Annotated in this window: 21 protein-coding genes; 9 read left to right on the top strand and 12 right to left on the bottom strand. The window is 67.0% G+C overall.

The annotated features are described in order from the left end of the window. Positions 1 to 101: 101 nt before the first annotated feature. On the bottom strand, positions 102 to 1,412 hold the full coding sequence (gene hpnI / locus BO1_RS51900) for a bacteriohopanetetrol glucosamine biosynthesis glycosyltransferase HpnI (protein ID WP_084688064.1): 1,311 nt from the start codon (positions 1,410 to 1,412) through the stop codon (positions 102 to 104). Between the two features lie 776 nt (positions 1,413 to 2,188). Between hpnI and BO1_RS20145 the strand changes: the two genes are divergently transcribed. Further along, positions 2,189 to 3,181, top strand: a complete 993-nt coding sequence (locus BO1_RS20145) for an LLM class flavin-dependent oxidoreductase (protein WP_028219102.1) — start codon at positions 2,189 to 2,191, stop codon at positions 3,179 to 3,181. 81 nt (positions 3,182 to 3,262) lie between these two features. Here BO1_RS20145 and BO1_RS20140 read toward each other — a convergent pair whose 3' ends face one another. Both BO1_RS20140 and BO1_RS20135 read right to left on the bottom strand, forming a co-directional pair. After that, positions 3,263 to 4,288, bottom strand: a complete 1,026-nt coding sequence (locus BO1_RS20140) for a VirK/YbjX family protein (RefSeq protein ID WP_084688063.1) — start codon at positions 4,286 to 4,288, stop codon at positions 3,263 to 3,265. Between the two features lie 528 nt (positions 4,289 to 4,816). Then, entirely contained in the window at positions 4,817 to 5,899 is a 1,083-nt protein-coding gene (locus BO1_RS20135; protein ID WP_043285576.1) for an alpha/beta fold hydrolase, read from the bottom strand. A gap of 457 nt (positions 5,900 to 6,356) precedes the next feature. Between BO1_RS20135 and glgC the strand changes: the two genes are divergently transcribed. The 5 genes from glgC to BO1_RS20105 all read left to right on the top strand — a co-directional run bounded on the left by glgC (position 6,357) and on the right by BO1_RS20105 (position 12,095). After that, positions 6,357 to 7,628: a glucose-1-phosphate adenylyltransferase gene (glgC, locus tag BO1_RS20125; RefSeq protein ID WP_028219098.1), complete on the top strand. Its 1,272-nt coding sequence runs from the start codon at positions 6,357 to 6,359 to the stop codon at positions 7,626 to 7,628. Between the two features lie 53 nt (positions 7,629 to 7,681). Next, on the top strand, positions 7,682 to 9,175 hold the full coding sequence (glgA, locus tag BO1_RS20120; protein WP_028219097.1) for a glycogen synthase GlgA: 1,494 nt from the start codon (positions 7,682 to 7,684) through the stop codon (positions 9,173 to 9,175). 193 nt (positions 9,176 to 9,368) lie between these two features. Next, positions 9,369 to 10,244: a pyridoxal kinase PdxY gene (gene pdxY / locus BO1_RS20115; RefSeq protein WP_028219096.1), complete on the top strand. Its 876-nt coding sequence runs from the start codon at positions 9,369 to 9,371 to the stop codon at positions 10,242 to 10,244. Positions 10,245 to 10,395: 151 nt separating this feature from the next. Continuing rightward, positions 10,396 to 10,854, top strand: a complete 459-nt coding sequence (locus BO1_RS20110) for a hypothetical protein (RefSeq protein ID WP_028219095.1) — start codon at positions 10,396 to 10,398, stop codon at positions 10,852 to 10,854. Then, positions 10,851 to 12,095, top strand: coding sequence for a branched-chain amino acid ABC transporter substrate-binding protein (locus BO1_RS20105; protein WP_084688062.1), 1,245 nt, complete (start codon positions 10,851 to 10,853; stop codon positions 12,093 to 12,095). The genes BO1_RS20110 and BO1_RS20105 overlap by 4 nt, the downstream gene beginning before the upstream one ends. Positions 12,096 to 12,138: 43 nt before the next feature. Here BO1_RS20105 and BO1_RS51895 read toward each other — a convergent pair whose 3' ends face one another. From BO1_RS51895 to BO1_RS20090, 3 genes are all read right to left on the bottom strand, one after another. Beyond that, entirely contained in the window at positions 12,139 to 14,109 is a 1,971-nt protein-coding gene (locus tag BO1_RS51895) for a DUF3857 domain-containing transglutaminase family protein (RefSeq protein ID WP_043285550.1), read from the bottom strand. Positions 14,110 to 14,222: 113 nt separating this feature from the next. Beyond that, a complete protein-coding gene (locus tag BO1_RS51890) occupies positions 14,223 to 15,362 on the bottom strand; it encodes a helix-turn-helix transcriptional regulator (protein ID WP_063744695.1) in 1,140 nt (379 codons plus the stop codon). Positions 15,363 to 15,488: 126 nt separating this feature from the next. Beyond that, on the bottom strand, positions 15,489 to 16,745 hold the full coding sequence (locus BO1_RS20090; RefSeq protein WP_245643851.1) for an aminotransferase class I/II-fold pyridoxal phosphate-dependent enzyme: 1,257 nt from the start codon (positions 16,743 to 16,745) through the stop codon (positions 15,489 to 15,491). 162 nt (positions 16,746 to 16,907) lie between these two features. On the opposite strand from BO1_RS20090, the gene BO1_RS20085 reads away from it, so the two are divergent. Then, the gene (locus BO1_RS20085) at positions 16,908 to 17,777 is read left to right on the top strand and encodes a LysR substrate-binding domain-containing protein (protein WP_028219092.1); all 870 of its coding nucleotides are present in this window, start codon (positions 16,908 to 16,910) and stop codon (positions 17,775 to 17,777) included. 115 nt (positions 17,778 to 17,892) lie between these two features. Here BO1_RS20085 and BO1_RS20080 read toward each other — a convergent pair whose 3' ends face one another. The 4 genes from BO1_RS20080 to BO1_RS20065 all read right to left on the bottom strand — a co-directional run bounded on the left by BO1_RS20080 (position 17,893) and on the right by BO1_RS20065 (position 22,526). Next, positions 17,893 to 18,549 carry a hypothetical protein gene (locus tag BO1_RS20080; RefSeq protein WP_028219091.1) on the bottom strand — a complete coding sequence of 219 codons (657 nt, stop codon included), beginning with the start codon at positions 18,547 to 18,549 and terminating at the stop codon, positions 17,893 to 17,895. 573 nt (positions 18,550 to 19,122) lie between these two features. Next, positions 19,123 to 19,818, bottom strand: coding sequence for a histidine utilization repressor (gene hutC / locus BO1_RS20075; protein ID WP_028219090.1), 696 nt, complete (start codon positions 19,816 to 19,818; stop codon positions 19,123 to 19,125). Between the two features lie 73 nt (positions 19,819 to 19,891). Then, positions 19,892 to 21,427: a histidine ammonia-lyase gene (gene hutH, locus BO1_RS20070; RefSeq protein ID WP_043285548.1), complete on the bottom strand. Its 1,536-nt coding sequence runs from the start codon at positions 21,425 to 21,427 to the stop codon at positions 19,892 to 19,894. Positions 21,428 to 21,563: 136 nt separating this feature from the next. Then, positions 21,564 to 22,526, bottom strand: coding sequence for a LysR substrate-binding domain-containing protein (locus BO1_RS20065; RefSeq protein ID WP_028219088.1), 963 nt, complete (start codon positions 22,524 to 22,526; stop codon positions 21,564 to 21,566). A 113-nt stretch (positions 22,527 to 22,639) separates the two neighbouring features. On the opposite strand from BO1_RS20065, the gene BO1_RS20060 reads away from it, so the two are divergent. Further along, positions 22,640 to 23,545, top strand: a complete 906-nt coding sequence (locus BO1_RS20060) for an NAD-dependent epimerase/dehydratase family protein (protein ID WP_028219087.1) — start codon at positions 22,640 to 22,642, stop codon at positions 23,543 to 23,545. Between the two features lie 434 nt (positions 23,546 to 23,979). On the opposite strand, the gene BO1_RS51885 is transcribed toward BO1_RS20060, so the two are convergent. Beyond that, positions 23,980 to 24,228: a hypothetical protein gene (locus BO1_RS51885; protein ID WP_156992329.1), complete on the bottom strand. Its 249-nt coding sequence runs from the start codon at positions 24,226 to 24,228 to the stop codon at positions 23,980 to 23,982. 339 nt (positions 24,229 to 24,567) lie between these two features. Here BO1_RS51885 and BO1_RS59315 point away from each other — a divergent pair, with 339 nt between their 5' ends. Further along, positions 24,568 to 24,804, top strand: a complete 237-nt coding sequence (locus BO1_RS59315; RefSeq protein ID WP_156992328.1) for a hypothetical protein — start codon at positions 24,568 to 24,570, stop codon at positions 24,802 to 24,804. A gap of 17 nt (positions 24,805 to 24,821) precedes the next feature. On the opposite strand, the gene BO1_RS20045 is transcribed toward BO1_RS59315, so the two are convergent. Beyond that, a complete protein-coding gene (locus BO1_RS20045; protein WP_456088866.1) occupies positions 24,822 to 26,090 on the bottom strand; it encodes an SEL1-like repeat protein in 1,269 nt (422 codons plus the stop codon). Positions 26,091 to 26,113 lie beyond the last annotated feature (23 nt).

The following is a 26,113-nucleotide window of genomic DNA, read 5'->3' as shown; positions in this document are numbered from 1 at the left end:
ATTGCGCGCGCGCCGGCTTGAGCCGGCGCTGCACGCGACATATTAATTTCGCGCCCGGGTTTCACGCCCCCGGGGCGCTTCGGTCTGACGCATGGGCCATATCAACGGCCTTCCGATACCTCGACGGCCGCCCGGCGCGGCGCGGCGCTCACACGCGCTTCGCCGCCGGCGCGCGGCATTCCAGCCATGTCGGCCGGCGCGAGCGCGTCGGGGTTCGCAACGGCCACGCGCACGCCACGCCAGATGACGTGCGAGCCGAATGCGGCGGCCAGCCACTGCAGCAGCAAAAGCGTGTCGCGCAGCGGGACCAGCGGTAAATCGCGCCAGAACTCCCGCAGGCTCGAACTGCCGCGCGCATGCAGCGCCAACCGCGCGATGATACCGCCAACCGTGCTCGTGCCGAGCACGGCCAACGCGAGGCGCGTCCCGGCACCGGGCGCAGCGGCAAGCGCGCCGGACGAAATCAGCCAGTACGCGAGCGCGCCGAGCACGAGCCACGGCGAGGTAAAAGTAATAAATAGCGACGCGAAACCGGCCGGATTGACCGAGCGGATCGTGCGCAGCCAGCGCGTCTCACGCAGCCACAGTGTGCGGAACGTCGGCTCGATCACGTCGGTGGCAACCACCACGGGAGCCAGCACGGTGGCAAGGCCATGATCGCGCGCGTAGCGGGCCAACTGATAATCGTCGGCAAGACAATCCTTGAGCGATTCGAAGCCGCCGATGCGCTCGAGCGTGCTGCGCGAGAGCGCAAGCGTCGCGCCGAAGCCGAACGCGCGCGAGCCCGTGGAATGCGCGACACGCACCGAAGGCGCGAACCACTCGTTGATGAACAGTGCGCCCACGCGCGGCCAGAAGCCGCCGACGCTACGTGCGCTGTACAGGCAGGTGACCACGCCCACTTGCGGGTCGGCGAGCGGCGCGGTGACGATCTCGAGATAGTCGGGCTCGACGGCGATGTCGCTGTCGGCGACGATCAGCACGTCGTGGCGCGCATGCGCCGCCATGTTGATGAGATTGCTCACCTTCAGGTTGCTGCCGTACACGCGCGAGTCGATCACGAGCGTGATGTCATGGCCCGGGTAAGCGGCCTGCAGCCGGCGCACGACCGCGATGGCCGGATCCTTCGACGAGGACACGCCGAAGATCAGTTGATAGCGCGGGTGGTGCTGCTCGCAGAAGGTGGCGAGATTCTCGTACAGACGCGGCTCCGCCCCGCACAGCGGCTTGAGCACGCTCACCGGCAGCGGCGCGCGGGCGCGCGCGCGCCGCGCCGCCGCGCGCACCTGTGCGGCGGAGCCAAGACGCGGCATGGTCAACGCGGCGCTAATGGCGTAGAAAGTAACCGCGCCACACAACGCGATCACGAGCCACCACGCCGACGGAGACAGGAAATCAAGCAGGACCGTCATGCCACGATGCCTCGCATGTCGCAGGGGTAACGCCGCCCGTTGCGGCCGAAGGCGCCGGCCCACACGCAGCCTGCGCGCGCGGCGGCCCCGAAACCGGAGCCGACGTGCCGCGATGCCGTCGCGGCGCAACCGCACCGCGCGCCGGCCAGCTCAAGCGTGTCGCCTGCCACCATTTGCCCTACCCCAAATATCACAAAAAATTACAAGCGCATCGTAGCCGCGCCGCATATTCGCCGCCATCAACGTAACAGTCGGCTACACTTTTTTTGATGCCAAGCGAATCAACAGAGGAATCGATTGAGTGCTGCCGGAAGACAAGGCCGCATCGCACTGCTTGTGCCCTGATTCAAAGGCGAAATTTTAGCAGCAACCTCCGCGCACCGCTCCCGCGCCCCCCGCAAAAATGCTTCTCATGCTTGCAAAAGCAACGATCCTTTCATGATGTTCACGTCGAGCTTCCAGAATTATTCAAATCGAAAAATATTTGGTAAACGTATCGAAACACCTCGTTAACAACATTGAATCGCGATTGTGTAGCGCTGGCATGAATATATTTATAAACAAGAATCATTCGGATTCAATCGAGAATAAATCGAGCCGCGCCTGAAACCACTTGAGGCGCATGGATTCCCTGAGGCGTCCAGCACGATCCGGAGCGCTTTGGCACAATGGCCCGCACCTTGCGTCTGCCTTGCAGCCGCCCCGCCGCCCGCGCGGCGTATCCGGGGCCAGGCTCGCGCGGCCGCGCCTCATGAACTCCGGAACGCCACCCGCCCATGATTCCTTTTTCCGTCCTCGATCTCTCGCCGGTGCCTGCCGGCTCGAACGCCGGCGCCGCGCTGCGCAACACGCTCGACCTCGCGCAGCATGCCGAGCGCTGGGGCTACCACCGCTACTGGCTCGCCGAGCACCACAACATGACGGGCATCGCCAGCGCGGCCACCTCGGTCGTGATCGGCCATGTGGCCGGCGGTACGCGCACGATCCGCGTGGGCTCGGGCGGCATCATGCTGCCCAACCACGCGCCGCTCTTGATTGCCGAGCAGTTCGGCACGCTCGAAGCGCTCTATCCGGGCCGCATCGACCTGGGCCTCGGGCGCGCGCCCGGCACGGACCAGACCACGGCGCGCGCGCTGCGCCGCGACCTGCAGGCAAGCGCCGATGCCTTCCCCGACGACGTGGCCGAGCTGCAACGGCTCTTCGCCGAGCCCGTCGAGGGCCAGCGCGTGCGCGCGGTACCTGGTGCCGGGCTGCACGTGCCGCTCTATATCCTCGGCTCGAGCCTGTTCGGCGCGCAGCTGGCCGCGGCGATGGGCCTGCCCTTCGCATTCGCCTCGCACTTCGCGCCGGACCACCTGCTGAGCGCGCTGCGCGTCTATCGCTCGCAGTTCCGGCCGTCGGCCAAGCTCGCGAAGCCCCATGCGATGGTGGGCGTGAATGTGTTCGCCGCCGAAAGCGACGACGAAGCGCGCCTGCTGTTCACCTCAGTGCAGCAGCAGTTCGTGAATCTGCGGCGCGGCACGCCGGGGCAGTTGCCGCCGCCGGTGGCGCAAATCGCGGCCAGTGAATTCGAGCTTGCGGGCGTCGCGCATTCGCTCGCGTGCTCGGTGGTGGGCGACCGGGAAACGGTGCGCGCGGGACTCGCCTCCGTGATCGAGCAGACTGGCGCGGACGAGCTCATCGTCACCGCGCAGATCTACGATCACGCCAAGCGACTGCGCTCGTTCGAGATCGCAGCGGAAGTGCGCGCGGAGATGGCCGCTCGCTGAAGGCGTTGGCGTGATATCAGCAGAGGAGTCGCCTGGCACGCGACTCCTTCAGTCTCCCCTCGTGACGCCATGACATGGCCGTCACGCAGGTTCCGCGTCACAATAATTCGACGCCAGAGCAGCAGCAAGTTCCGGCAGGTGGTCGCCGGCCTTCGCGTGAACATGACTCGGATGAGGCAGCATCACATCCGCGCTCAGCGCCTCGTCGACCGCCCGATCGAGCTGCTCCAGCAAATCCGCAATCAACGTCTGCCGCCTGCGAAATTCAGCACGCCGCTTAGACGGCACCTCGCTGATGTCGCGGTGGAATGGGCGAAGCGGCAGCACGAACCGCCCATCGACCTCGAGCCCGCCCAGCTCACGCCAGAAGCCGTCATAGTCCGCGTCAAACCGGACCGCCGTTGCGGCGGAAACGTGCGTCTTCTTCGTCACGCCAGCGAGCGTGTCCATCCTGGCCATCCTGCAGAGTTTACTGACGGCTTCCATCACAGCGGCCTTCGGTCGTAAGCCATGGCATGCGCGCGTAGCCTCGCGCACACGCTCCCGGTCCGCGCCGGCCGGCCCTTGCAGCCCCCCGATCAGCGCGCTCCGCTTGCCTGATTCGGCATGCCTTTCGAAGCTGATGGTTGCCCACGCAAGATCGACGCGCTCGAACACATCGCGCCAGGCGACGGTAAGCAACCCCTCGCGCCAGCAGCGTACCGGCTCGCTCACGACGAGCGCATACCTGCCACTCGATGCCAACGTCACGTGCTCCGATTTCAGGTAGAGCCGGCGCACCAGAGCTTCACCCAACAGCTCCCGCACGACTCGAAAATGACCGCACAGCAACTCGGCACGCTCGCGCGCACGCATATCGGCCTGGGCAAAGCAATGAAAGGGGCGTTCGAGAAAGCGCCGGTTGCGGGCTGCAATATCCGCGAGCAGAGCGTTCGTTGTCAGTGCCTTCAACCAGATGCGGGCTGCAAAGGGGTTGAGCAGCGCGTACATCAGCACGCGGACCCGCCGGAAGAGGTCATGGGGCGTTCGTCCAGGAATCGACCTGGACAGCAGGTGGCGAACTTCAGAGATTGACATCAATAGCCGCGATCGGTTTTGCACGTTCATGAAGGTCCAGGCACGCAGGCAGCGGCGACCAGTGCGCGAGTCGCTGCCTGCGAACTTGTAATGAGGAGGCTGACTTGAAGAAAATTCGGGAGAAGCCTGAAGAAAGTGCCCGGTCACGTCGCACACGGGACGTCGTCTAACGCGACAGCGCTTCAATTCGGAACGCCAGTGCACGCGAATGCCGACACAGCATGGGCAGATCAAACTGCCCGCGCAGATGTGTCGGACTCCTTATCGCCTGCGGCGGGCCTGAGCACTGGTGTTCGACAAGCGCCATCAGGCGCGAGCATGTACCAGCCCTTCGGACAGCTCATGCGAGCGTTCCTGCGACGATTTGACGGGCTCTAATTATTACAAAATATTACAAACGCAATAAAATATTACCGCATATTCCATTGGCCGCCTAGCGCCGACCGAAGCATCGCAAGTTTTATATTTGAAAACGGGGCGTGTGATGGCCGGCTGCAGCCTTTCGGCAAGCGGCCTCCACGGAAATTTCGGTGTCGGGACAGAAAGCCTCTCGAACGCTCAGCGGTTCGCCGGCGCCTCTGCCAGCCAGTCCAGCAGCGCCTTATGAAACGCCTGCGGGTCCTGCATCTGCGGCGCATGGCCGAGGTCCGGAAATTCAACCAGGGTCGCGTGAGGAATTGCCTTCGCGGCCGCGCGGCCAAGCTCCGGGTAATGGCCGAGCTTCGCGCGCACCTCGGCGGGCGCTAAATCCTTGCCGATCGCGGTGGTGTCCTTCTGACCGATCAGCAACAGCGTCGGCATGCGCAACTGGCCGAATTCATAAACCACCGGCTGCGTGTAGATCATGTCGTAAAGCAGCGCCGAATCCCAGGCAACCTGCTGCTTGCCCGGCCCCCGGTACATGCCGGCCAGCATCTGCACCCACGGCTCGTAGCGCTCGCTCCAGTGACCCGCGTAGTAGGTCGACTGCTCATAGTTGCGTATCCCGTCGGCGCTCGTCTTCAGTTCCCGTGCGTACCAGTCGTCCACGGAGATCGAGGGCACGCCCTTCGCTTTCCAGTCCTCGAGCCCGATCGGGTTCACGAGCACCAGCTGCTCCGTCTCGCGCGGATACATCAGGCCATAGCGCACCCCGAGCATGCCGCCCGTCGAATGACCGATGATCGTCGCGTGCTCGACGCCCAGCGACGCGAGCAGCGCGTGCGTGTTGCGTGCGAGCTGCTGGAAGCTGAACTGGTACGCGGCAGGCTTGCTCGATTTACAGAACCCGACCTGGTCGGGCGCGATCACGCGATAGCCGGCATCGGCGAGTTGAGTAATGGTCTCGCCCCATGTGGCGGCGCAAAAGTTCTTGCCGTGCAGCAGGACCGCCGTGCGGCCGTTGGGCTTCTGCGGATGCACGTCCATATACGCCATGTGCAGCGTCTGCCCTTGCGACGTGAAGGTGAACTCGTGCACCGGCTGCGGGTATTCGAAGCCCTGCAGCTCGGGACCATAGGCGGGACCGTCGGACGGCGTGCTTGCGGCAGACGCGCTGGCTGCGGAAGGCGCGTTCGCGCCACTCCCGGCGGCGCAGGCGACAAGAGCGAATGCGGCGGCGCAACAGGCGGCGATGGTGGAAAGCTTGCGTATCGAGAGCATGGGCAATGTCGTCATGAGTGGCGTGACCTCGCGCAACGCTAGTCCCTCAAGGCGCAGCCTGAGCGACGGCGAAACGTCAGCGATTCTATCCGCCATGCGCGCCGCATGCGGGCAGCGCAGCAACATGCGATGCGCGCGACGCTCCGCGAACCGTCTGGGCAAGCGTCTTGCCGCTCTCGCGCAGGCGCCACTCACCGCCGCCTTGTGCAGCGAATTCGCGCGACGCGGCATTCGGTGCTAGAACATTCATTGCGCGGTCACAAAAGCGGCGCCGGCGGCCGACAGGCGACATGCAAACGGCACTCAGGCATGACCGCCTGCACGCCGGCGCGGGCCGGCCTGCAAGGCGCGAACTGTGCGGCCCGACCTCGGCGGCCCCACAAGAGCACCTCCGGCACACGAGCCGGCGGACGCGGACCTGGCGACACCCCGGGGGCACAACAAGGAGGAGACGATCATGGAAACTCCGGCAAGCCTCAACGATCTGCAGCGCACCACGCTCGCGATCGTGCTCGCGGGCGGACGCGGCACGCGTCTCGGTCCGCTCACCAACAAGCGCGTCAAGCCGGCGGTCTACTTCGGCGGCAAGTACCGCATCATCGACTTCGCGCTCTCGAACTGCCTGAATTCGGGCATCCGCCGCATTGCCGTCGTCACGCAGTACAAGGCGCATTCGCTGTTGCGCCACATGCAGCGCGGCTGGGGCTTCCTGCGCGGCGAATTCAACGAGTTCGTCGACTTGTGGCCCGCGCAGCAGCGCGTGGAAGGCGCGCACTGGTATCGCGGCACCGCCGACGCCGTCTACCAGAATCTCGACATCATCCGCTCGATCTCGCCGAAGTACGTGATCGTGCTGGCCGGCGACCACATCTACAAGATGGATTACACGCGCATGGTGGCCGACCACGCCGCGAGCGGCGCCGATTGCACCGTGGGCTGCATCGAGGTGCCGCGTCTGGACGCGCGCGCCTTCGGTGTGATGGCCGTGGACGAGTCGCGCCGCGTGACCGGTTTCGTCGAGAAGCCCGACGACCCGCCCGCGATGCCGGGCCGCCCCGACATCGCGCTCGCGAGCATGGGCATCTACGTGTTCGATACGGCCTATCTCTTCAAGCAGCTCGAGGAGAACATCTCGCGCAGCGCCACCGACCACGACTTCGGCAAGGACATCATTCCGCGCGTGGTCACCGAAGGCCATGCGATCGCGCACCCGTTCAGCCTGTCGTGCGTCTCGTCCGATCCGAAGGCCGAGCCCTACTGGCGCGACGTGGGCACCATCGACGCCTACTGGTCCGCCAATCTCGACCTCGCCTCGACGATTCCCGCACTCGACCTCTACGACCGCAACTGGCCTATCTGGACCTACCAGGAGCAACTGCCGCCCGCCAAGTTCGTGCGCGACCTGAACGGCCTGCAAGGCTCGGGCACGAACCTGATCGTCTGCGGCGGCAGCGTGATCTCGGGCTCGCAGATTTCGCGCTCGGTGCTCTCGTCGAATGTGGTCGTGAAGTCGTTCTGCAACATTGCCGAGGCAGTCTTGTTGCCGGAGGTGACGGTGGGCGCGAGCTGCCGGCTGCGTCGGGTGGTGGTGGACCGCGGCTGCACGATCCCCGACGGCACCGTGATCGGCGAAGATCCCGCGCTCGATGGCGAGCGCTTCTACCGGACCGAGAACGGCATCGTGCTGGTGACCGGCGAGATGCTGAAGAAGCTCGGGCGCGGGAGCTGAAGCGCCGGGCAATAGCCGAAGAACCGCGCGAGCGCGCAAAGGACCCCAGACCGATGACGATCCGCGTCCTGCATGTAGCCAGCGAACTCTATCCGCTGCTGAAGACCGGCGGCCTTGCCGACGTCACCGCCGCCCTGCCCGTCGCGCTGATCGAGCAAGGCGCCGATGCGCGCGTCCTGCTGCCGGGCTTCGCGAGCGTGGCCGCGGGCCTCGCCGATCTGCGGCCCATCGCGCGCCTCTCGCGCACCTTCGGCGCGCCCGAGGCGTCGCTCGAGCTGGGCCATCTGCCGGGCAACGGCCTCCCCGTCTACATGATCCGCGCCGACACGCTCTACGCGCGCCCAGGCAACCCCTATCTCGATGCCGAGCAAGTGCCCTACGGCGACAATGCCCAGCGCTTCGCGCTGCTCGGCTGGGCGGCCGCGCAGCTCGCCGGGCACGCCGACCCCGACTGGGCGCCGCGCATCGTGCACGCGCACGACTGGCATGCCGGCCTCGCGAGCGCCTACCTGCGCGCCGCCGCGAGGGCGCGCGGCCATGCCGGCCCGCAAGCCGGCCCGCAGTCCGCCGCCCTGCACACGCGCTCCGTCTTCACGATTCATAACCTCGCCTATCAGGGCATCTTCCCGGCCCAGCAATTCGACATGCTGGGCCTGCCCGCCGACTTCTTCGACATGCACGGCGTCGAGTTCTACGGTCAGCTTTCGTTTCTGAAAGCAGGCCTGTATTTCGCCGACAAAATCACGACGGTGAGCCCGACCTATGCACGCGAAATCCAGACCGTCGCCCAGGGCTGCGGACTCGAAGCGCTGCTCAAGGGCCGTGCGCACGATCTCGTGGGCATCCTGAACGGCGTGGACTACGCGATCTGGAACCCGGCTCATGACGATGCCATCGCCACGCATTATTCGGCCGCGCACATGGGCGGCAAGCTGCGCTGCAAGACGGCGCTGCAGGCGCGCCTCGGCCTCGCGCAGCGGCACGACGCGCCGCTGTTCGGCGTGGTGAGCCGCCTCACCGAGCAAAAGGGCCTCGACCTGCTGCTCGGCGCGCTGCCCGAGATCGTCGGGCGCGGCGGCCAGCTCGTCGTGCTCGGCACCGGCGATGCGAGCCTCGAACAGGGCTTCGCGCGCGCGGCGCAGCAGCATCCCGATGCCGTGGCCGTCGAGCTCGGCTTCGACGAAACGCTCGCGCACGCGATCGTCGCGGGCGCCGACGTGATGGTGGTGCCCTCGCGTTTCGAGCCGTGCGGGCTCACGCAGCTCTACGCGCTCGCCTATGGCGCGCTGCCGCTCGTGCACCGCGTGGGCGGCCTCGCCGACACCGTGGTCGACGCCTCGCTCGAGAATCTCGCCGACGGGCTCGCCACCGGCTTCGTATTCGAGCGCTTCGAGCCCGACGCGCTCGCGGCCGCGATCCGCCGCGCCTTCGCGCTCCATGCGCGCGGCCACGACTGGCGCGAGACGCGCGCGCACGGCATGCAGCAGGACTTCGGCTGGGCCGCGTCGGCGCAACGCTACATGGCGCTCTATCGCGAGCTGGCCTGAGGCATGCAATCGAGGGCGTACGGGCCGGGACATGCCGCCCCATAGCGCCGGCACTTCGCAGGACGATCCACGGCCGTCGAGACAACGCGACGGCTGAACGCAACACTGCGCACACGCGGCCATCGACTGGGCGCAAAGAATTCGGTTATCGTTGCTGCACCGCGCGAAATTTCGCGCCCCCCACAGACCGCCCATGAAAAACGTCTTGAGCATCCAGTCACACGTGGTGTTCGGCCATGCGGGCAACAGCGCCGCTGTGTTCCCGATGCGCCGCCTCGGCGTGAACGTGTGGCCGCTCAATACCGTGCAGTTCTCGAACCACACGCAGTACGGCCACTGGAGCGGCAGTGCGATCGACGCCGAGCAGATGGTGGAGCTCGTCGAAGGCATCGGCGCGATCGGCGTGCTGCCGCGCTGCGATGCGGTGCTCTCGGGCTACCTGGGCGCGCCCGAGCAGGCGCAAGCGGTGATCGAAATCGTGCGAGCGGTGAAGGCCGCCAACCCGCAGGCGCGCTACTTCTGCGACCCGGTGATGGGCTCGGTCAACGACAACGGCAATGGCTGCAAGGTCGAGCCCGGCATCCAGGAGTTTCTCGTCCGGCACATGCCCGAAGTGGCCGACGCGCTGATGCCGAATCACAGCGAGCTGCAACGGCTCGTCGGCCGCGAGATCGAGACCGCCGAAGAAGCCGTCGACGCTTGCCGCGAACTGCTGCAGCGCGGGCCCAAGCTCGTGCTCGTGAAGCATCTGCTCGACCGCAACAGCCCGGCGGACACCTTCAACATGCTCATCGTGAGCGAGCGCGAGGCGTGGCTCGGCCAGCGCCCGCTCTATCACTTCGCGCGTCAGCCCGTGGGCGTGGGCGACATCACGAGCGCGATCTTCGTCGCGCGCCTGATGAACGGCGACGCGCTGCGCCCCGCCTTCGAGCACACGCTCGCCGCCGTGAACGCGGTCGTGAAGACCACCTACGACGCGGGGCGCTACGAACTGGAGATCGTCGCGGCGCAGGACCAGATCGCGCGCCCGCGCGAATGGTTCGACGCCTGGGCCATCGACATGGCCTGAGTGCGTGGCCTCGGCTGACTGCATGAACTGACTGCATGAGCTGCCTGCATGAGCTGACTGCGTGGCCGCGCGTCCTATAATGCGAGCCACATGCGCGATGCGCATTTCAGCATCTGGGCGCGAGGCCCACCGTTAGTGAAGAGATTGACCGATGTCCCACCCTATCCGCAGCGAACAGGAAGAGTATTTCGAGCAGTTGTGCCTTGCCGTCGACGCCGGCGAGACGCACGAGCAGGAAGCGATCGAATACTTCGAAGAGCAAAGCCATGAAGCCGATTTCGACGCCGCGCAATGGCTCGACATCGCGCTCTACCATGCGCCCGAAGTGGCGCGCGGCATCATCGACCTCGTCGACGAGGAAGACCGCCAGCGCAGCGACATCGCGCAGACCATCGCCGACAACCTCGACATCGCCTATGGCGATGAAGACTGCGAGCGCTTCGAGGCCATCGTGCGCCTCGCGCTGGCCAATGGCGTGCCGGTCGATCTGGACGTCGTGCTCGATGGCTGCAACCGCGCCCTCGACGACCTCGAAGGCTGGGCGAACGAAGACACCATGGCGCCGCTCGTGCGCCTGCGCGAAACGCTTCTTGCGATGCAATCGGGATGAGACCGCGCCACACGCCCCGCCGCTCGCCGCACCACCTGCCGTATCCCACTCCAAACCGGCCGGCGCGGGGCGCCACCCTGGTCGCCATCGCGCTCGGCGCGCTTTCGTGCGTGCTCGCCGTAACGCCCGGCGGCGCGGTGCGCGCAGCGGCGCCCAGCGCGGCCGGGCCGCTCATCGTGCGGATTGGCTTTGTCGCGCCCCTGAGCGGCGATTACGCGGACTACGGCCGCGACCTGCAACACGGCGTGCAGCTCGCCCTCGACGAAGCCAACGCGCAAGGCGTGAAGATCGGCGATCAGACCGCGCACTTCGAGCTCGTCTCCATCGACGATCGCTCCGACCCGCGTCTGGGCGTGCAGGCTGCCGCGCAGCTTTCGAATCAGGACGTGGCCGCCGTGGTCGGCCACTTCAACTCGGGCACCGCGATTCCGGCTTCGCGCATTTACGAAAGCGCCGGCATCCCCATGATCGACCCCGCCGCGACCAATCCCATCATCACCTCGCAGGGCTTCGCCAACGTCTTCACGGTGATCTCGAACGATGCGCAGAACGCGGGCATTGCGGGGGCCTGGGCCGTCGACGTGATGAAGGCGCGGCGCATCGCCATCGTCGACGATCGCAGCGCGTTCGGCCAGGGCGAGGCCGACGTGTTCGAGCGCACGGTGAAGGCGCACGGCGGCACCGTGGTCGCCCGCGAGTTCGCGGCGGGCGATTCCGGCGATGTCGTCGACTTCGGCCCGCAGCTCGCGCATATCAAGGCCGCCGACGCCGACCTGCTCTATTTCGGCGGCCTCGCGCGCCAGGCGGCGGCGCTCGTCAGGCAATTGAGGGCGCGCAGCATGAGCGTGCAATTCGTGGGCGGCGGCGGCGTGGCGATCCCCGAGTTCGTGCGGCTCGCGGGCCAGGCGGGCGAAGGCGCGCTCGCGTGGGAGTACGGCCGGCCGCTCGCGCAACTGCCCGATGGCCCGCGCTTCGAGCAACGATTCAAGGGCCGCTTCGGCGCCGACGTGCTCGCCTACGCGCCGTTCGGCTATGACGCCGCCTGGGCCGCCATTCACGCGATGGCGGTGGCGAAGTCGGCGAATCCCGATGCCTGGCGCGGCACGCTCAGGACGCTGTCCTTCGGCGGGGTGACGGGCCGCATCGCCTTCGACGAGCACGGCGCGCTCAGGAACGGCGCCTCGACGCTTTATCAGGTCAAGCAGGGCGCATGGGTGCCGGTGATGACGCACGGCGGCTGAAACGCGCCTGCACGCACGCCTCCCCTCTCGCACCTTTTGTGCTTCACCCGCCCATCGCGCGCACGACGATCTGGGCATGCGTGTCGCGCTGCATGCGCACGAGCGCATCGCGCATGTGCGCGTACTGCTCGGGCGTACACATCTGCCGCCCAAACTGCGCGGAGAGCCGGCGCGTAATCTGCACCGTGCGCGACGCCGGATCGAACACGTAGTACGACGCGTAGTCGAGTTGCGCACCATCCGCGAGCGCGCTCGCGGAGGTGTCGCGCGGCAGGTCCGTCACGCGCGCGAACGCGGGCAGCACGAATTGCGCGAGCTCCTCGAAATCGCCGCCCACGCAGGCCCACGGCTGCGTGCGCCGCGGCACCGCGAGCCACGCGTCGAGCTGCGAGGCGATGCCGCCCGCGAAGCTGCTCAACGCGGGCAGCGCCGTCGTGCCATCGGGCCAGACGACGTGCTCGAGCGTGCCGCTGACCGTGGCGGCGAACGGCCCGCTCGTGGCATCGAGCGCACTCGTCGAAAGCCTTGCCGTGCCCGCGAGGCCGGTCTGGCGCAGGCGTTGCAAGGCGATCTGCTGCGCCTCCTGATGCGTCGCGCGGCGAAACGTATTGCGCTCGGGCTCGGCGCCCGCGCCCGTGTCCTCCACGCGATAGCGGTACGCGGCAGCGCCGCTCGCCCCCACGTCGATTTCGAGCCGCGCCACGCGCTCGCGCGGCTGCGTGGCGGGCGTGCGCACGAGCACGCCGTCGTCGACGAGCAGCGCCGGGCGGTCCATCACACCGGCCGGCAGATAGCCGAACGCCACGCCGCCCGACGAGGTATCGGCGAAGAGGCCCAGATCGGGCAGCCACGCGATCACGTGGTCGATCGCCTCCACGCCATAGCCCGGCACCGATGGCAGCGTGTAGACGGGGCCCAGATTGAGCAGCGCCGCTTCGGCGCGAACGCCCACCGCCGCGAGCAGCGCCGTGAAGAGCGCAACGTGGTCCTTGCAGTCGCCGTAGCGCACGCGCAGGATGTCCACCGCATGGTGCGGGGCCGCCGCGGTCTCGCCGAGGAAGAGCGCCACGTAGCGGATATTCAGGCGCATCCAGTCGTAGATGCGCGCGGCTCTCTCGCGCGGATCGGTGAGCCCCGCAGTGAGCGCGCGCGCGAAGGCCGCGATGGACGGATCGGTCGCCGTGGGATCGGCGGCGGCCTCGCGGTAGCGCGCGGCGAAGGCCGCGTAGTCGGGCACGGTCGTGACCATCAGGCGCGCGCCCCAGTTCACGCGCGCGACGGCGCCCGGCTCCAGCGGTGCGTAAGGGCCATGGCGATACTCGAAGGCGTAGCGGGTGCGGCCGTTCGCGCTCACGGGAGCCAGCGCCGTGTAGCCGCGCGCATCGACATGGAGCGGCAGGTCCGCGGGCAGATCGAAGACGAGGCGCTGGAGTTCGACCGGCTCGCCAGGCGGCTCGGCGAAGTACGAGAACGTGCCCGCCTGCAGCGCCTTCGCACGGCGCTTCGCCCACATGAGGCGCACGCGCGAGCCCGGCTGCACGCCAGGGAAGATCACCGTGCGCAGCACGCCGTCCTCGAAGGTCGGCGCACCCGCCGAGCGCGGCTCCTGAACGTCGCGGATCGCGCTCGGGAGCACCTCGTGCACCGTGCCGTCCGGGTCGACGGTCTGCGCCGAAAGCGCCGTGATCGTTTCGATATCCTTATTGAACCAGACGTAGCGCTGCGCCACGGCATCGACGCCCGCGGTGGTGTTGGCGCGCATCGTCGAGTCGTCGTGCTCCTGCACCGAGCCGTCCTTCTGGACGACGAACACATGGACGTCGCGCTCGAGCGTGGCGGGCGGCAGATCCTCGAGGTCGGCGAGATCTGAAGCATCGGTGCCTATGCCCGAGTCCGCCTGTGCGGCGGCGGGTGGCTGCGCGTGCGCGCATGGGACGGCGAACGCCAATGCCAATGCAAGTGCGAACGCATCAGTCCCCGCCCACCTGGCGCCGCGCCTCACGCGATCTTTCATGCTTCGCGCCACTCCGCTCGTTGTTTTCTACGTACCCTGCATGGGCTGCACGCATGGGTGACATCGTATCGTGCGCGGAGTTTTCGCGTCGGTCGAGGCTGCGTATGCCGCGCTCAAGTCCGCCGCGTCGCCGCCGCGTTCATCGCGCGAGCCGCGCGTGCTGGATCCGGCGCACTCATCGCACTCGCCGCCCTCGTCGCTTTCGCCGCACGCGGCCAGGAAGTCGCCGCGAGCTGGCGTGCGCGCGCCGCGTCGCGCCACGCACGCGGACTCGTGCCGAACTCCGCGCGAAAGGCCGCGTTGAAGTTCGACAGATCGTTGAAACCGCTCGCCAGCGCAATATCGACAATCTTCGCCACGCCTTGCCCGCTGCGGCCCCCCGCACCGTCGCTCTCGCCTTCCCCGGCGAGCAGGCGCAGCGCGGCGACGCGCAGCCGCGAGCGCAGCAAGTATTGATGCGGCGTCACACCCGCGACCGCCGAAAAGGTCCGCAGAAAGTAGAACTCGCTCACGCCTGCCGCCGCCGCGAGGCTCGCGAGCGTGTGCGGCGCATCGGGCGTCTCTTCGACCAGACGCAGCGTCGCCGCCACGCGCGCCGCCGCGGACGCCGATGAGCCCGAGCTTGCCGCCTGCATCGTTTGAGCCGATGCGCGCACGTCCTTGCCGCATGCGCTCGTGCGCAAGGTCGCCACCGCGAGCGCAAGCGCCAGCTCGTCCCACGCGGCGGGAACACCGGCGCCACGCTCGAGCGCCTCGACATTCGCGCACGCGCGCGCCACGAGGGGGGCGAGCGCGCGTAGCGGCGGCACGCGCAGCGCGCTCCAGCGCCGCGCGCCGGGCGCGAGACCCGCGGCGGCGGCCTGCTCGTCGAGCCAGGCGGGATCGAAGTGAAACGAGACGCAGCGGTCGCCCGCGCCGTGGCGGTGGCCGCACTCGAAGCACGCGCCCGGCTCGCCCAGCATGAGCGCGCCGGGGGTCATCAGCTCAGGGGCGCGCGCGGCGCCGCGCAGGCGGCCTCCCTGCGTGCCGCCCGCGCCGCAGCGGTAGCCGAACGACCCCGCCGCGACGATCGCGAGGCACGCACTTGCGTGGCGCTCCTCGTAGGGGCGGTCGGCGGGACCGAGCGTGCAGACGACGTCGTCGGCCTGCCAGCCCGGGCCCGCCGCGAGCGTGCGCACGACGGGCGGACGCGCCACGCCCTCGCGCGCGCGTTGCGCTATGGCGTGTTGCAGACCGGTGGCGAGAGCGGACACGTCGACCTCACGTGGACGATGGAACTCGCTTTTCGTTGTAGCACATCGTTTCGCCACGTGCCGCGCCACCCGCGAGCGCGCCTTCGTGAGCCTGGTGGCCTTCGTCGCATCCGGGCGGCGCGCCGGTCAAGCCGCGCGCGCGCCGCGCTCTTCGAGCGCGTGCAGCAGCGACACCACTATCCCCTCAGCCGCGAGAAGCACCTCTTCCAGCGTGGGAAACGAAGGTGCGATCCGCAGATGGCTGTCCAGCGGGTCCACGCCATAGGGAAACGCCGCGCCTGCGGGCGTCAGCACGAGTCCGGCCTCGCCGGCGAGCTCGACGGTGCGCCGCGCGTAACCCGGCGGCACGTAGAGGCTGATGAAGTAGCCGCCGCGCGGCACGTTCCAGCACACCTGCGGCACGTGCGAGAGACGCGCACGAAACACCTCGTCCACAGCCGCGAACTTCGGCGCGAGCAGCGCGCGATGCCGCGCCATCAGCCCCTCGAGCGTCGCGCGATCGCGCACGAAGCGCACGTGGCGCAACTGGTTGAGCTTGTCCGGGCCGATCGTGCGCACCGCGGCGCAGCGCTGCCACCACGCCATGTTGCCCGGCGCGGCGGCAAGCCAGGCCAGCGCGCCGCCCGCGAACGTCACTTTCGAGAGCGAAGCGAACACGAGCACGCGCTCGGCATGCCCCGCCGCCGCGCAGGCCGCGACCACGTCGGGCGTCGCGTGGCGCTCGTCGGTGAGGTGGTGAAAGCGGTAGGCATCGTCCCAGAAGAGGCGAAAATCGGGCGCCGCGGCGGGCATGGCGGCGAGCCGGCGCACCACCTCGTCAGAATAAATGGCGCCCGTGGGATTGCTATAGAGCGGCATGCACCACATGCCCTTCACCGACGCGTCTTCGCGCACGAGTGTCTCCACCGCGTCCATGTCGGGGCCGTCCTCGCGCATGGGCACCGCGATCATCCGCACGCCGAGCGCCTCGCAGATCGCGAAGTGCCGGTCGTAGCCCGGCGACGGGCACAGAAACGCAATCTCGCCCTGCGCGCGCCACGGTGCGCCGCGACCCTCGCCCACCGGCACGCCGTGGAGCAGCGCGAACGCGAGCGCGTCGTGCATGAGCTCGAGGCTCGAATTGCCGCCCGCAATCACCTGCGCCGCCGGCACGCCGAGGAGCTCGGCACCCAGCTCGCGCGCCTCGGGCAAACCCGACGCGAGGCCGTAGTTGCGGCAATCAAAGCCGTCGCGCGCGCGATAGCCCGCCTCGAGCGCATCGTCGAAGAGTCCTTCTGAGAGGTCGAGCTGCTCGGGCGCAGGCTTGCCGCGCGACATGTCGAGGCGCATCCGCAGTTGGCGGAATCGTTCGTAGTTCAAATCAACAGGCGGGTTCATCGACATGGGTTTTCCCGGCGTGAAAGCGTGAGAGAAGCGCGCAACGCGGTGCGAACGGGCAGCGCAAGACGGATCGTGCGAACCAGCATACGAGCGTCGCCATCTTCAGACAAACGCGTTATATTGAATGTTTCGATCAGTTTTTCTGATACCGCGCTTCAACGACCGATGAAGACCCTCGATTTCGACGTCCTTGCGATGGTGGTGGCCGTGGCCGACGCCGGCAGCTTCGTGCGCGGCGCCGCGCTCGTGCACCGCTCGCAGGCGGCGCTCTCCATGCAGATCCGCGCACTGGAAGACACGCTCGGCAAGCCGCTGTTCATTCGCGCGCCGCGTAACGTCACGCCCACGCCGGACGGCCACACGCTGATCGCCTATGCGCGGCGCATGCTCGCCCTGCGCGACGAGGCATGGGCCTCGCTCGCGCACCCCGAAGTCAAGGGCCGCGTGTCGATCGGCATGCCCGACGACTATGCGTCGTCGCTGTTGCCGCCCGTGTTGCGCAAGTTCTCGGCGAACTGGCCGAAGGTGGAGATTCAGGTGGTCGGACTGCCGAGCAGCGCGCTCGCGCCGCTCGTGCGCGACAACGAGATCGATCTGGCCTGCGTGACGGGCACGCGCGGCCTCGCCGGCGAATTCATCCGCTTCGAGCCGATGGTCTGGGCCGGACCGCCCGCCAGCGCGAGCGCGGCCATCGGCCGGGAGATCTGGCGCGAGCGGCCACTGCCCATCGCGCTCTTCAGCGCGGGCAGCGTCGCGCGCTCGAATGCGATTGCCGCGCTCGAGCGCGAAAAGATCGCCTATCGCACGTCTTACGAAAGCCCGAGCCTGATGGGCCTGTGCAGCATGGTGGCGGCGGGTCTCGCGGTCGCGCCGCTCGCGCGCTGCGCGGTGCCCGAGACCTTCGTCACGCTGGGGCGGCAGCACGGCCTGCCGGAATTGCCGGAGCTCGAAGTGGTGCTCGCGCGCAGCGCCCGCTCGAACCGGCCGCCGTGCGATTTTCTCGCCGAGCAGATTCTTGCCGAGCTGCGGGTCTGAGCCGCCGCCGCTCCAGCACGGCGCGCTCGCGGCGTAGCGATGCACCGCCGCGGCCGGCGCGGCCGCACGTCGTTCGTGTGCGCCGTTCGCCGGAGGCCGTCGGGATCGGTCGGGATCAATCGTCGGAGGATCGTGTGAGCAGCGCGTGAAGGCGCGTGATGTGGCGCAGCAGCAGCTCGCGATGCTTCTCGATCTGCTCGAGCCGGCCCTCGAGATCGGCACGCGCGCGCTCGTCGTGCTCCGCATAGGCAATCACGTCTTCGATGCGCGCGCGCAGTGCCTCCGGCTCCACCGGCAACATGCTCAGATGCCGTTCGAGCTTGCGCACATCCTGCGCGGCCAGCTCCCGAAGCTTGCGCGTGCCGGCCATGCGCCGCTGCGCATCCTGCGCGGCCGCGCTCTGCGCGCGCCGGGCGTCCGCGCCATGGCCGAAGATCGGCTCGGTGCGCAACACCGGCGCCTTGCGCACCGGATGCGCGGTGCCGCGAAAGCGCCCTCGCGGCGTTTCGTCGGCGATCGCGTCGCGCGCCTCCTGGGGCACGTCGCCCGTGCCGTGCGGTTCGTCCATCCAGCCTTCGGGCAAGCCCGTGACGGCCTCCACGCCGCGCACGAACTCCGCGCTGAAATCGCGCTGCCCCGAAGCGATCAGCTTCATGTGGCTCGCGGAAAACGTCATCATCCTCGCGAGCCGCGTGACCGCGCCCACCTCACGCGTGAGCAGCGCGAGATTCGCGCGCCACACGGGCATGAGCGTTGCGCCGGAATCTTCCATCGCCGGAATCCTCCCTCCCAGGGCCTGTTCACGCTAATAACAGGCTCGCGAACGTGCCTTTCCGGTCGCAGTGCAAGGTGCACGGCGCGCCGTTTGGCGAGCCAAACAAGCCACGCGCGACGCCGCAATGCGGCCGGAAAGACCTGTTCCCCAAATTAACTATTTCCATTCCACGGGCTGGCCGCCAGAAGGGCCTGTTATCAGCGTGAACAGGCCCTGCGCAAAGCGTGCTTTGCCGATGCCTGAAGGTTAGCCGCATCGCAAGGCAAGACGCAACCCGCGCGGCACGCTGTGGTAAGGAAGCTGCGAGAAAACCCGCTGAATGACATGACGAAGGCGTACGCGGGCCTTGCGCGCGGCACGATAAGCAGGGTCGCAACGTTTGAGTGACGCGTGCCGGCAACACGCCGCGAGCTCAGGCGAACGAACACGATGAAGCCTGGCGGCAGACAATTGCTTCGGAGCGCCTGGCATCTGCAAGCCCCTCGCGCGGAGCGGCTGCACGAATGAAGCGGCGCGAATGGACCTGAAAGCGCAAGGCAAACAGGCTGGAAGCGAACTGCAAGCGCCCGCCTAGAAATGCCCCGTGAAGCGATACCGGCTGCCCGGATGCCAGAGGTTCGCCACGGATGCCACGCGCCCGCTCGAACGGGTGCGCCGGTGCAGCACGAGGCACGGCTCGACCTCGGCCATCTTGAGCCGCGCGCGGGTGTCGGCCTGCGGCGAGAGCGCCTCGATGCGGTACTCGACGGCCTGGAGCGGCGCGACGCGCATCAGATAGTGGTTCGGCGTGGTGGACGTGAAGTCCTGCTCCGCATAGTCGGGCGCGACGGCCGGATTGACCCAGCGTTCCTCGAGCTGAACGGGCTCGTCGTTCTCGAAGTGCAGCATGCGCGAGTAGAACACCTTGTCGTTCGCGCGCAGCCCCATTTCGATGGCGAGCGCTTCGTCGGCGGGCAGCTCGCCGATCTCCAGCACCTCGGCGCGATAGCCATGCCCGCGCGCGAGCACTTCGTCGGAGATGCTGCGGATCGCCACCAGCGTGGACTCGTACTTCGGACGCGCGACGAAGGTGCCCGCACCCTGCACGCGCGTGAGCACCTGCTCGGCGGTGAGCTCGCGCAGCGCGCGGTTCACCGTCATGCGCGCGACCTTGAACTCGCGCGCAAGCTCGTTCTCCGACGGCACCTGGTCTCCCTCGCTCCACTCGCCCGCGTGGATGCGAGCGAGGATGAAGTCCTTGATGCCCTGATAAGCGGGTGCGTTCATCGCCTGTTCGAATGGGCCAGGGGGTTCGACGCGCGCTTCATGCCACCCCCCGGCCGTATCGTCATCGTCTGCGTTAGCGCGCTTCCGACTCGAACGCGAACGGGCTGTGCGCCGCGATTGCGCCCTTCTGCACCAGCCGCGTCATGGCTGCGATATCGGGGGCGAAGTAGCGGTCCAGATCGTAGTGCGGGACTTCGCTGCGCACCGACTCCATCACTTTTTGCAGCGCCGGGCTGGTCGCGTGCGGCGCGCGCAGGTCCACACCCTGTGCGGCGGCGAGCAGCTCGATCGCAAGGATGTTGGCCGTGTTTTCGGCGATGTCGCCGAGCTTGCGCGCCGCGAAAGTCGCCATCGACACGTGGTCTTCCTGGTTCGCCGAAGTCGGCAGCGAGTCGACCGAAGCCGGATGCGCGAGCGTCTTGTTTTCCGAAGCCAGCGCCGCTGCCGTCACGTGCGCGATCATGAAGCCCGAGTTCACACCGCCGTCCTTCACGAGGAAAGGCGGCAGCCCCGAGAGCGTCGCGTCGATCAGGAGTGCGATGCGGCGTTCGGCGAGCGCGCCGATTTCGGCGGCGGCCAGCGCGAGATTGTCGGCCGCGAACGCCACCGGCTCCGCGTGGAAGTTGCCGCCCGAAATGACTTCCTTCGTGTCCGGGAAGATCAGCGGGTTGTCCGAGACTGCGTTGGCTTCGATCAGCAGCACTTGCGCGGCGTGGCGCATCTGGTCGAGGCACGCGCCCATCACCTGCGGCTGGCAGCGCAGCGAGTACGGGTCCTGGACCTTGCCGCAGTCGCGGTGCGAGAGGTTGATCGACGAGCCTTCGAGCAGATCGCGATAGGCCGAGGCCGCCTCGATCTGGCCGCGATGGCCGCGCAGTTCGTGGATGCGCGCGTCGAACGGCTTGACCGAGCCGGCTGCCGCGTCCACGCACAGCGCCCCGGAGACGAGCGCCGTGCGGTACAGGTCTTCGATCGCGAACAGGTTGTAGAGCGCGAGCGCGGCGGAAGCCTGCGTGCCGTTCAGGAGCGCGAGGCCTTCCTTGGCCTGCAGCGCGATCGGCTTGAGGCCCGCGGCGGCGAGACCCGCTTCGGCGCTGGCGCGCTCGCCACGGATGAACACTTCGCCGATGCCGAGCAGCACGCCCGACATGTGCGCGAGCGGCGCGAGGTCGCCCGAGGCGCCCACCGAGCCCTTCACGGGGATCAGCGGCAGCACGTCGGCGTTGAAGAGCGTGATCAGCGCGTCCATCACTTCGCGACGGATGCCCGAGTGGCCACGGCCGAGGCTCGAGAGCTTCAGCGCCATCATGAGGCGCACGACCGGGCGCGACATCGGCTCGCCCACGCCCACGGCGTGCGAGAGCACCAGATTGCGCTGCAGCAGTTCGAGCTGGTCGATCGGGATGTGGGTGCTGGCGAGGCGGCCGAAGCCCGTGTTGATGCCATAGGCGGGCTCGCCCTTGGCCGTGATCTCGGCGACGGTGCGCGCGCTCGCGTCGATCGCGGCGAAGCTCGCCGGGTCGAGTTCGAGCTGGATGCTGCTGCTCTCCGTTGCGCGCGCGATCTGGCGCAGTTGGGGCAGGGTCAGATGGCCGGGCGTGAGGAGCATGATCGAATCCTGTCTATACAAGTGACGGGGAGTCTAGCCTGGCGCGCCTGTATAGACAACCTCCGCGAGCGCCCCGCCGCCCTGGGACTATCCATGAGTGCGGCCGCGCATCGCCTGGGCGGGCCTCGCAGGCCCGTCAGGCCTGCTCTTCGAGCCTGCCCCCGATAAACGCGAGGAAGCACTGCACGCGCGCGGCGAGTGCGGCGCTGCGGTAGTAGACGGCATGGATCGGCTGGCGCTCGGCAACGAGCGCGTCGTCGAGCAGCGTCACGAGGCGGCCTGCCGCGCGGTCAGCGGCGGTCATGAAATCGGAAAGACAGGCGACGCCGGCATCGGCGAGCGCGAGCTGACGTATCGTCTCGCCGCTCGACGCCGCGAGCGCCGGATGGATCGCAAACCCCTCGGGCGCGGCTTCGTCGAGCAGCGACGCCTGAGCTGCCACGGATGCGCCGGCGGCCGTGGCCGGAGCGGCGTGGCCGTCCGGCCTGAGCGGCCAGCGGTTCAGCTGCACGGGCGCCGTGAAGCCGATCAGCCGGTGCTCGCGCAGTTGGGCGAGCGTGCGCGGCGTGCCGTGCGCCGCGAGATACGCGGGGCTCGCCACCACGCGGCGGCGGCTCACGCCGAGCGAGCGCGCATGCAGCGTGGAATCCTGCAGCGCGCCAATGCGAATGGCGATATCGACGCGTTGCTCGAGCAAATCGACGATGCGCTCGTTGCTCGTGAGCTCGAGCTGAATGTCCGGATAGCGCGCGGCGAACGCCGCCATATGCGGCACGACGCAATGAAGCATGAACGGCGTGGCCGCATCGACGCGCAAGCGCCCCGAAGGCTGCTCGCGATGACGCGAGACGGCCTCCTCGGCATCCTCCATCGCCGCGAGAATGGCGCGCGCGCGTTCGAGAAAGAGCTCGCCCTCCTCGGTCAATTGCAGGCGGCGCGTCGTGCGCAGGATCAGCGCCACGCCGAGCTGCTTTTCGAGCCGCGTGAGCGCGCGGCTCACGCCGGAGACGGTCTGCTCGAGTTTTTCGGCGGCGGCGGTGATCGACCCCGCATCGATCACGGTGACGAACACGAGCAATTCGTCGGTCGAGGTTTTCATTATTGATCCGCAGTCAAGATTCATTTGAGACTAACACGGTTTTTGCAAAGCACGAACGCCGCGATACTGCCTGCCATTGCAGTCATCCACTTATCCACGCAAGAGAGGATTCAATGAAAGTATTCGTGACGGGCGCAGGCGGTTTCATCGGCGGGACGATTGCGGCGCATCTGCTGCGCGCGGGCCATGAGGTGCGCGGACTCGTACGCCGGTCCGAGCAGTTCGCGGCGCTCGAAGCACTCGGCATCGTGCCCGTGCAGGGCGATCTCGACGACCGTGCGCTGTTAATGCAGGAAGCGCGAGACGCCGACGCCGTGATCAACGCCGCGAGCAGCGACCATCGCGGCGCGGTCGAGGCGCTGCTCGACGCGCTCGAAGGCTCGGGCAAGACGCTCCTGCACACGAGCGGGTCGAGCATCGTCGGCGACGCCTCGGGCGGCGAGCCGACCGATCGCATCTACTACGAAGACGCCCTGCCCGAGCCGACGCCCGACAAGGCGCCGCGCGTGGCCATCGACAACCTCGTGCTGGCCGGGCAAGCGCGTGGTGTGAAGAGCGCCGTGCTCTGCAACACGCTGATCTATGGCGTGGGCGCGGTGCCGGGCGCGGCGAGCGTGCAGTTGCCGCGCCTCGTTCGCCAGGCGCAGAAGAGCGGCGTGATGCGGCACGTCGGGCGCGGCCTGAACATCTGGTCGAACGTCCACGTCGACGACGTGGCCGAGCTGTACCGTCTCGCGCTCGAGAAAACCCCTGCGGGCACGTTCTATTTCGTCGAAAGCGGCGAGGCGAACTTCCGCGAGATGACGGCCGCGCTCGCGAGGAAGATGGGACTTGGCGAACCGCAGGACTGGCCGCTCGAAGACGCGATCAAGGAATGGGGTTACGAGATGGCTTCTTATGGTCTCGGCTCGAACAGCAACGTGCGCGGCGAGCGCGCGCGCACGTTGCTGGGCTGGCAGCCGCGGCGCACGTCGGTGACGGACTGGATTCGCGACGAGATGCCGACTGCACAACTTTGAGCCGGCCGGCGCGACAGATCATTGCGGCCGCACATAAAAAAGCCGCAAAAATAAGTGCTCCACAGCACATTATTGTTGCGTATCCGTAAGGTAGATGCGCAAACAACCTTCATTCGCAGCGCCTTGCTATTTACCACAAGGCTTTGCAGGCGATGTGAGGGGAAATCCTCTTCTCTCTCCGCCCGCCAGCATCTGTTCCCCCCACGTTTCCCCTCGCGCTGCGGCGCAGGAAAAATCGTCGTCCCCCCGCTGAGGGAAACGCTACGTATTAGACGGGTGTTTTGTAGTGCGCGCAAGTTACTGACACCCCGCCAACCATTTCTACAGGTCACATGTGCACGAAAACCCCATACACCCCGTCTGTTCACGCTGCATCGCACATGAACCGGCACCCGTCACGCGGATTCCCCACGGCGCGCGATGATAGTGCGGCGTCAACCGCCATATTTCGCCCGCCTCGCCGGGTTCTTCGTGACCCGCAGCCGGAAGCAGAACGGACACCACGCGTCCCGGTACAGCACATTGCCCGGCGCGGCATCCCAGATGTGACCCAGATGCCACTCCCAGGTCAGCTTGACCTGCGTGCCGAGATACACCTCGCTCAAGCAGCGTCCCCCACGCGCCTTCGCCACCTCCTGCATCCGTTCGATACCCAGCCGCTTCGAATCGTTCGAGCACTCCATGCACCATGTCCCACGAAGAACCAGATGGCCACGGGCTTTCCACACATGTCCCTTCGCGCAGCGAAACCAGTACTTGTCTTCGAACTTCCCATAGGCTTCGTCCAGGCAGACCCCGCCATGCGCCACGGCAGCCTCCCTCAGACGTTCCAGCCCGTCCGCCAGAGGATTACGAGTAAGGCACGACGCGTATGCCGACCAGCCAGTACATGCTGATCGAATAGGCCGCGAGTCTGTTCATATCTCGCAACACTGCCCGCCGTGAAAGTTGCACTGGCAACCTTTAGTGGCCCCTGCGTGTTTTCGTTTACCTGAACGGTCTGTTCGTCAAACAGTTCTTCCTTGAACACAGTCACCGCCCCCCAACAGTACAGGCGAAATAAAAAACAGAGCGGTCGCCGTGAACCTGACGAATACCGTCCGGCGACGAAGAAGCCGGAAAACGGCCAAGGTCAGCCCCGTCCAGATCGCCAGGGCAATCCAGAAAGCGATCACTACGGCACCGACTACGCTGCCCATATCGGCTCGGCACGTGAGAGGAAACGTGGCGGCCAGCAACGCCGCCAGCGCCATCTTTAGGAGATGCTTCATCCGCATTACGTCTGCTCGCTGTATGAGACAAGGGTCCACGTCGCATAGGTACGATCTTCACGCACGCCAAGCAGTGCATCGAGTATTTTCATGGAGCGGGGATAGCGGAGGAGCAGATCCGGCATGGTTTGCCCCTTGCGGAAGTGCTGCGTGGCTTCCGGACTGTAGGCTGTCCATTGCTTCGCGTACCACACGCCCTCCTGCGGACAGGCCTCATTGGTGTAAGCCGTCGTGCCGAGCGGCACGCGGTTATCTTTGGGCTTGAGCGGCAGGCCCGTCGCCGGGTCGAGGTCCTTCTCGCGGGCCAACTTCGCAACGAGCGATTCAGCGGGATTCGGCGGTGGCACGGCGGCGTCCTGCTCCTTCTGCCACTGGAAGGTGCCATCCCACTCCGGCAGCTTCGCGGGCGGCAGCGGCACGATCTGGTCGATGTCGGGAACCTTGGGGTTGAGGCTTTGGTGGTCATCGAGGAACTTCCAGATCAACCCGTACCGGCGGGAACGTTCATGATCCTTAGGCTGCCCAATGTAATACATCGCATCTGAGGGATCGGCATCAAAGCCATATTGCAAGGCAAACGCCGATTGGGCATCACCAGCCTTCACCCCCTTGTGAAACGCTTCGACAGCCTGCGCATAAAGCTTACTATCCAACAGGTTTATCGCAAGATAGCTGGCTGCTTTCCCATACCCCTGATTCGTTGCGCACTCCATTATCTGCCGTGAAATGTCCGGTGCGCGATCCCTGGGCGAAAGCAGATCACCCACGTAATATTGCGCCTCCGGGCTACCCAAGTCCGCCGCCTTGCGGAAATAGACCCGTGCGCTTCTCTCGTCCTTTTTCACCCCATAGCCCAGTTCAAGATAGTGACCCATGTCGTAGTAACCGCCAGGGATACCAGCAGCAATCAACTGCTCGACCAGATCAATCGTTTCGGTTGCAGCATGGGGTGACTGTGCCAAGCCCTCCGACACCAGCAATTGCAGGTTATGGTTGGCCTTGTAATGTCCATACGCCGCCGCAATCCGGTAATAGCGTGCCGCTGCGTCGTAGTCCTTCGGGCCGGGTTTCTTTTCGAGGTACAGCCCGTATCTGAAAAGCGCATCGGCCTGCGGATCGAGCGGCGGCAGATGGTCCGCTTCGTGAACGCAGGTAAAGACCAGCTTCGCACGCACGGCACTCCATTCAGCTTGAGTTGGCATCGGATTATCCTTGTTCGAACAGGCGCATATCACAAGCGCCAGGCAGATCACAATGAAGGCGTTCCGTCTCATCATCTAGTCCAGCCGCAGACGAC

Origin of the sequence: Paraburkholderia oxyphila NBRC 105797, from assembly GCF_000685075.1 — a bacterium.
Classification (GTDB): domain Bacteria; phylum Pseudomonadota; class Gammaproteobacteria; order Burkholderiales; family Burkholderiaceae; genus Paraburkholderia; species Paraburkholderia oxyphila.
The sequence above is the reverse complement of the archived record's forward strand: the minus strand, read 5'-3'. Positions and strand labels throughout refer to the sequence as shown.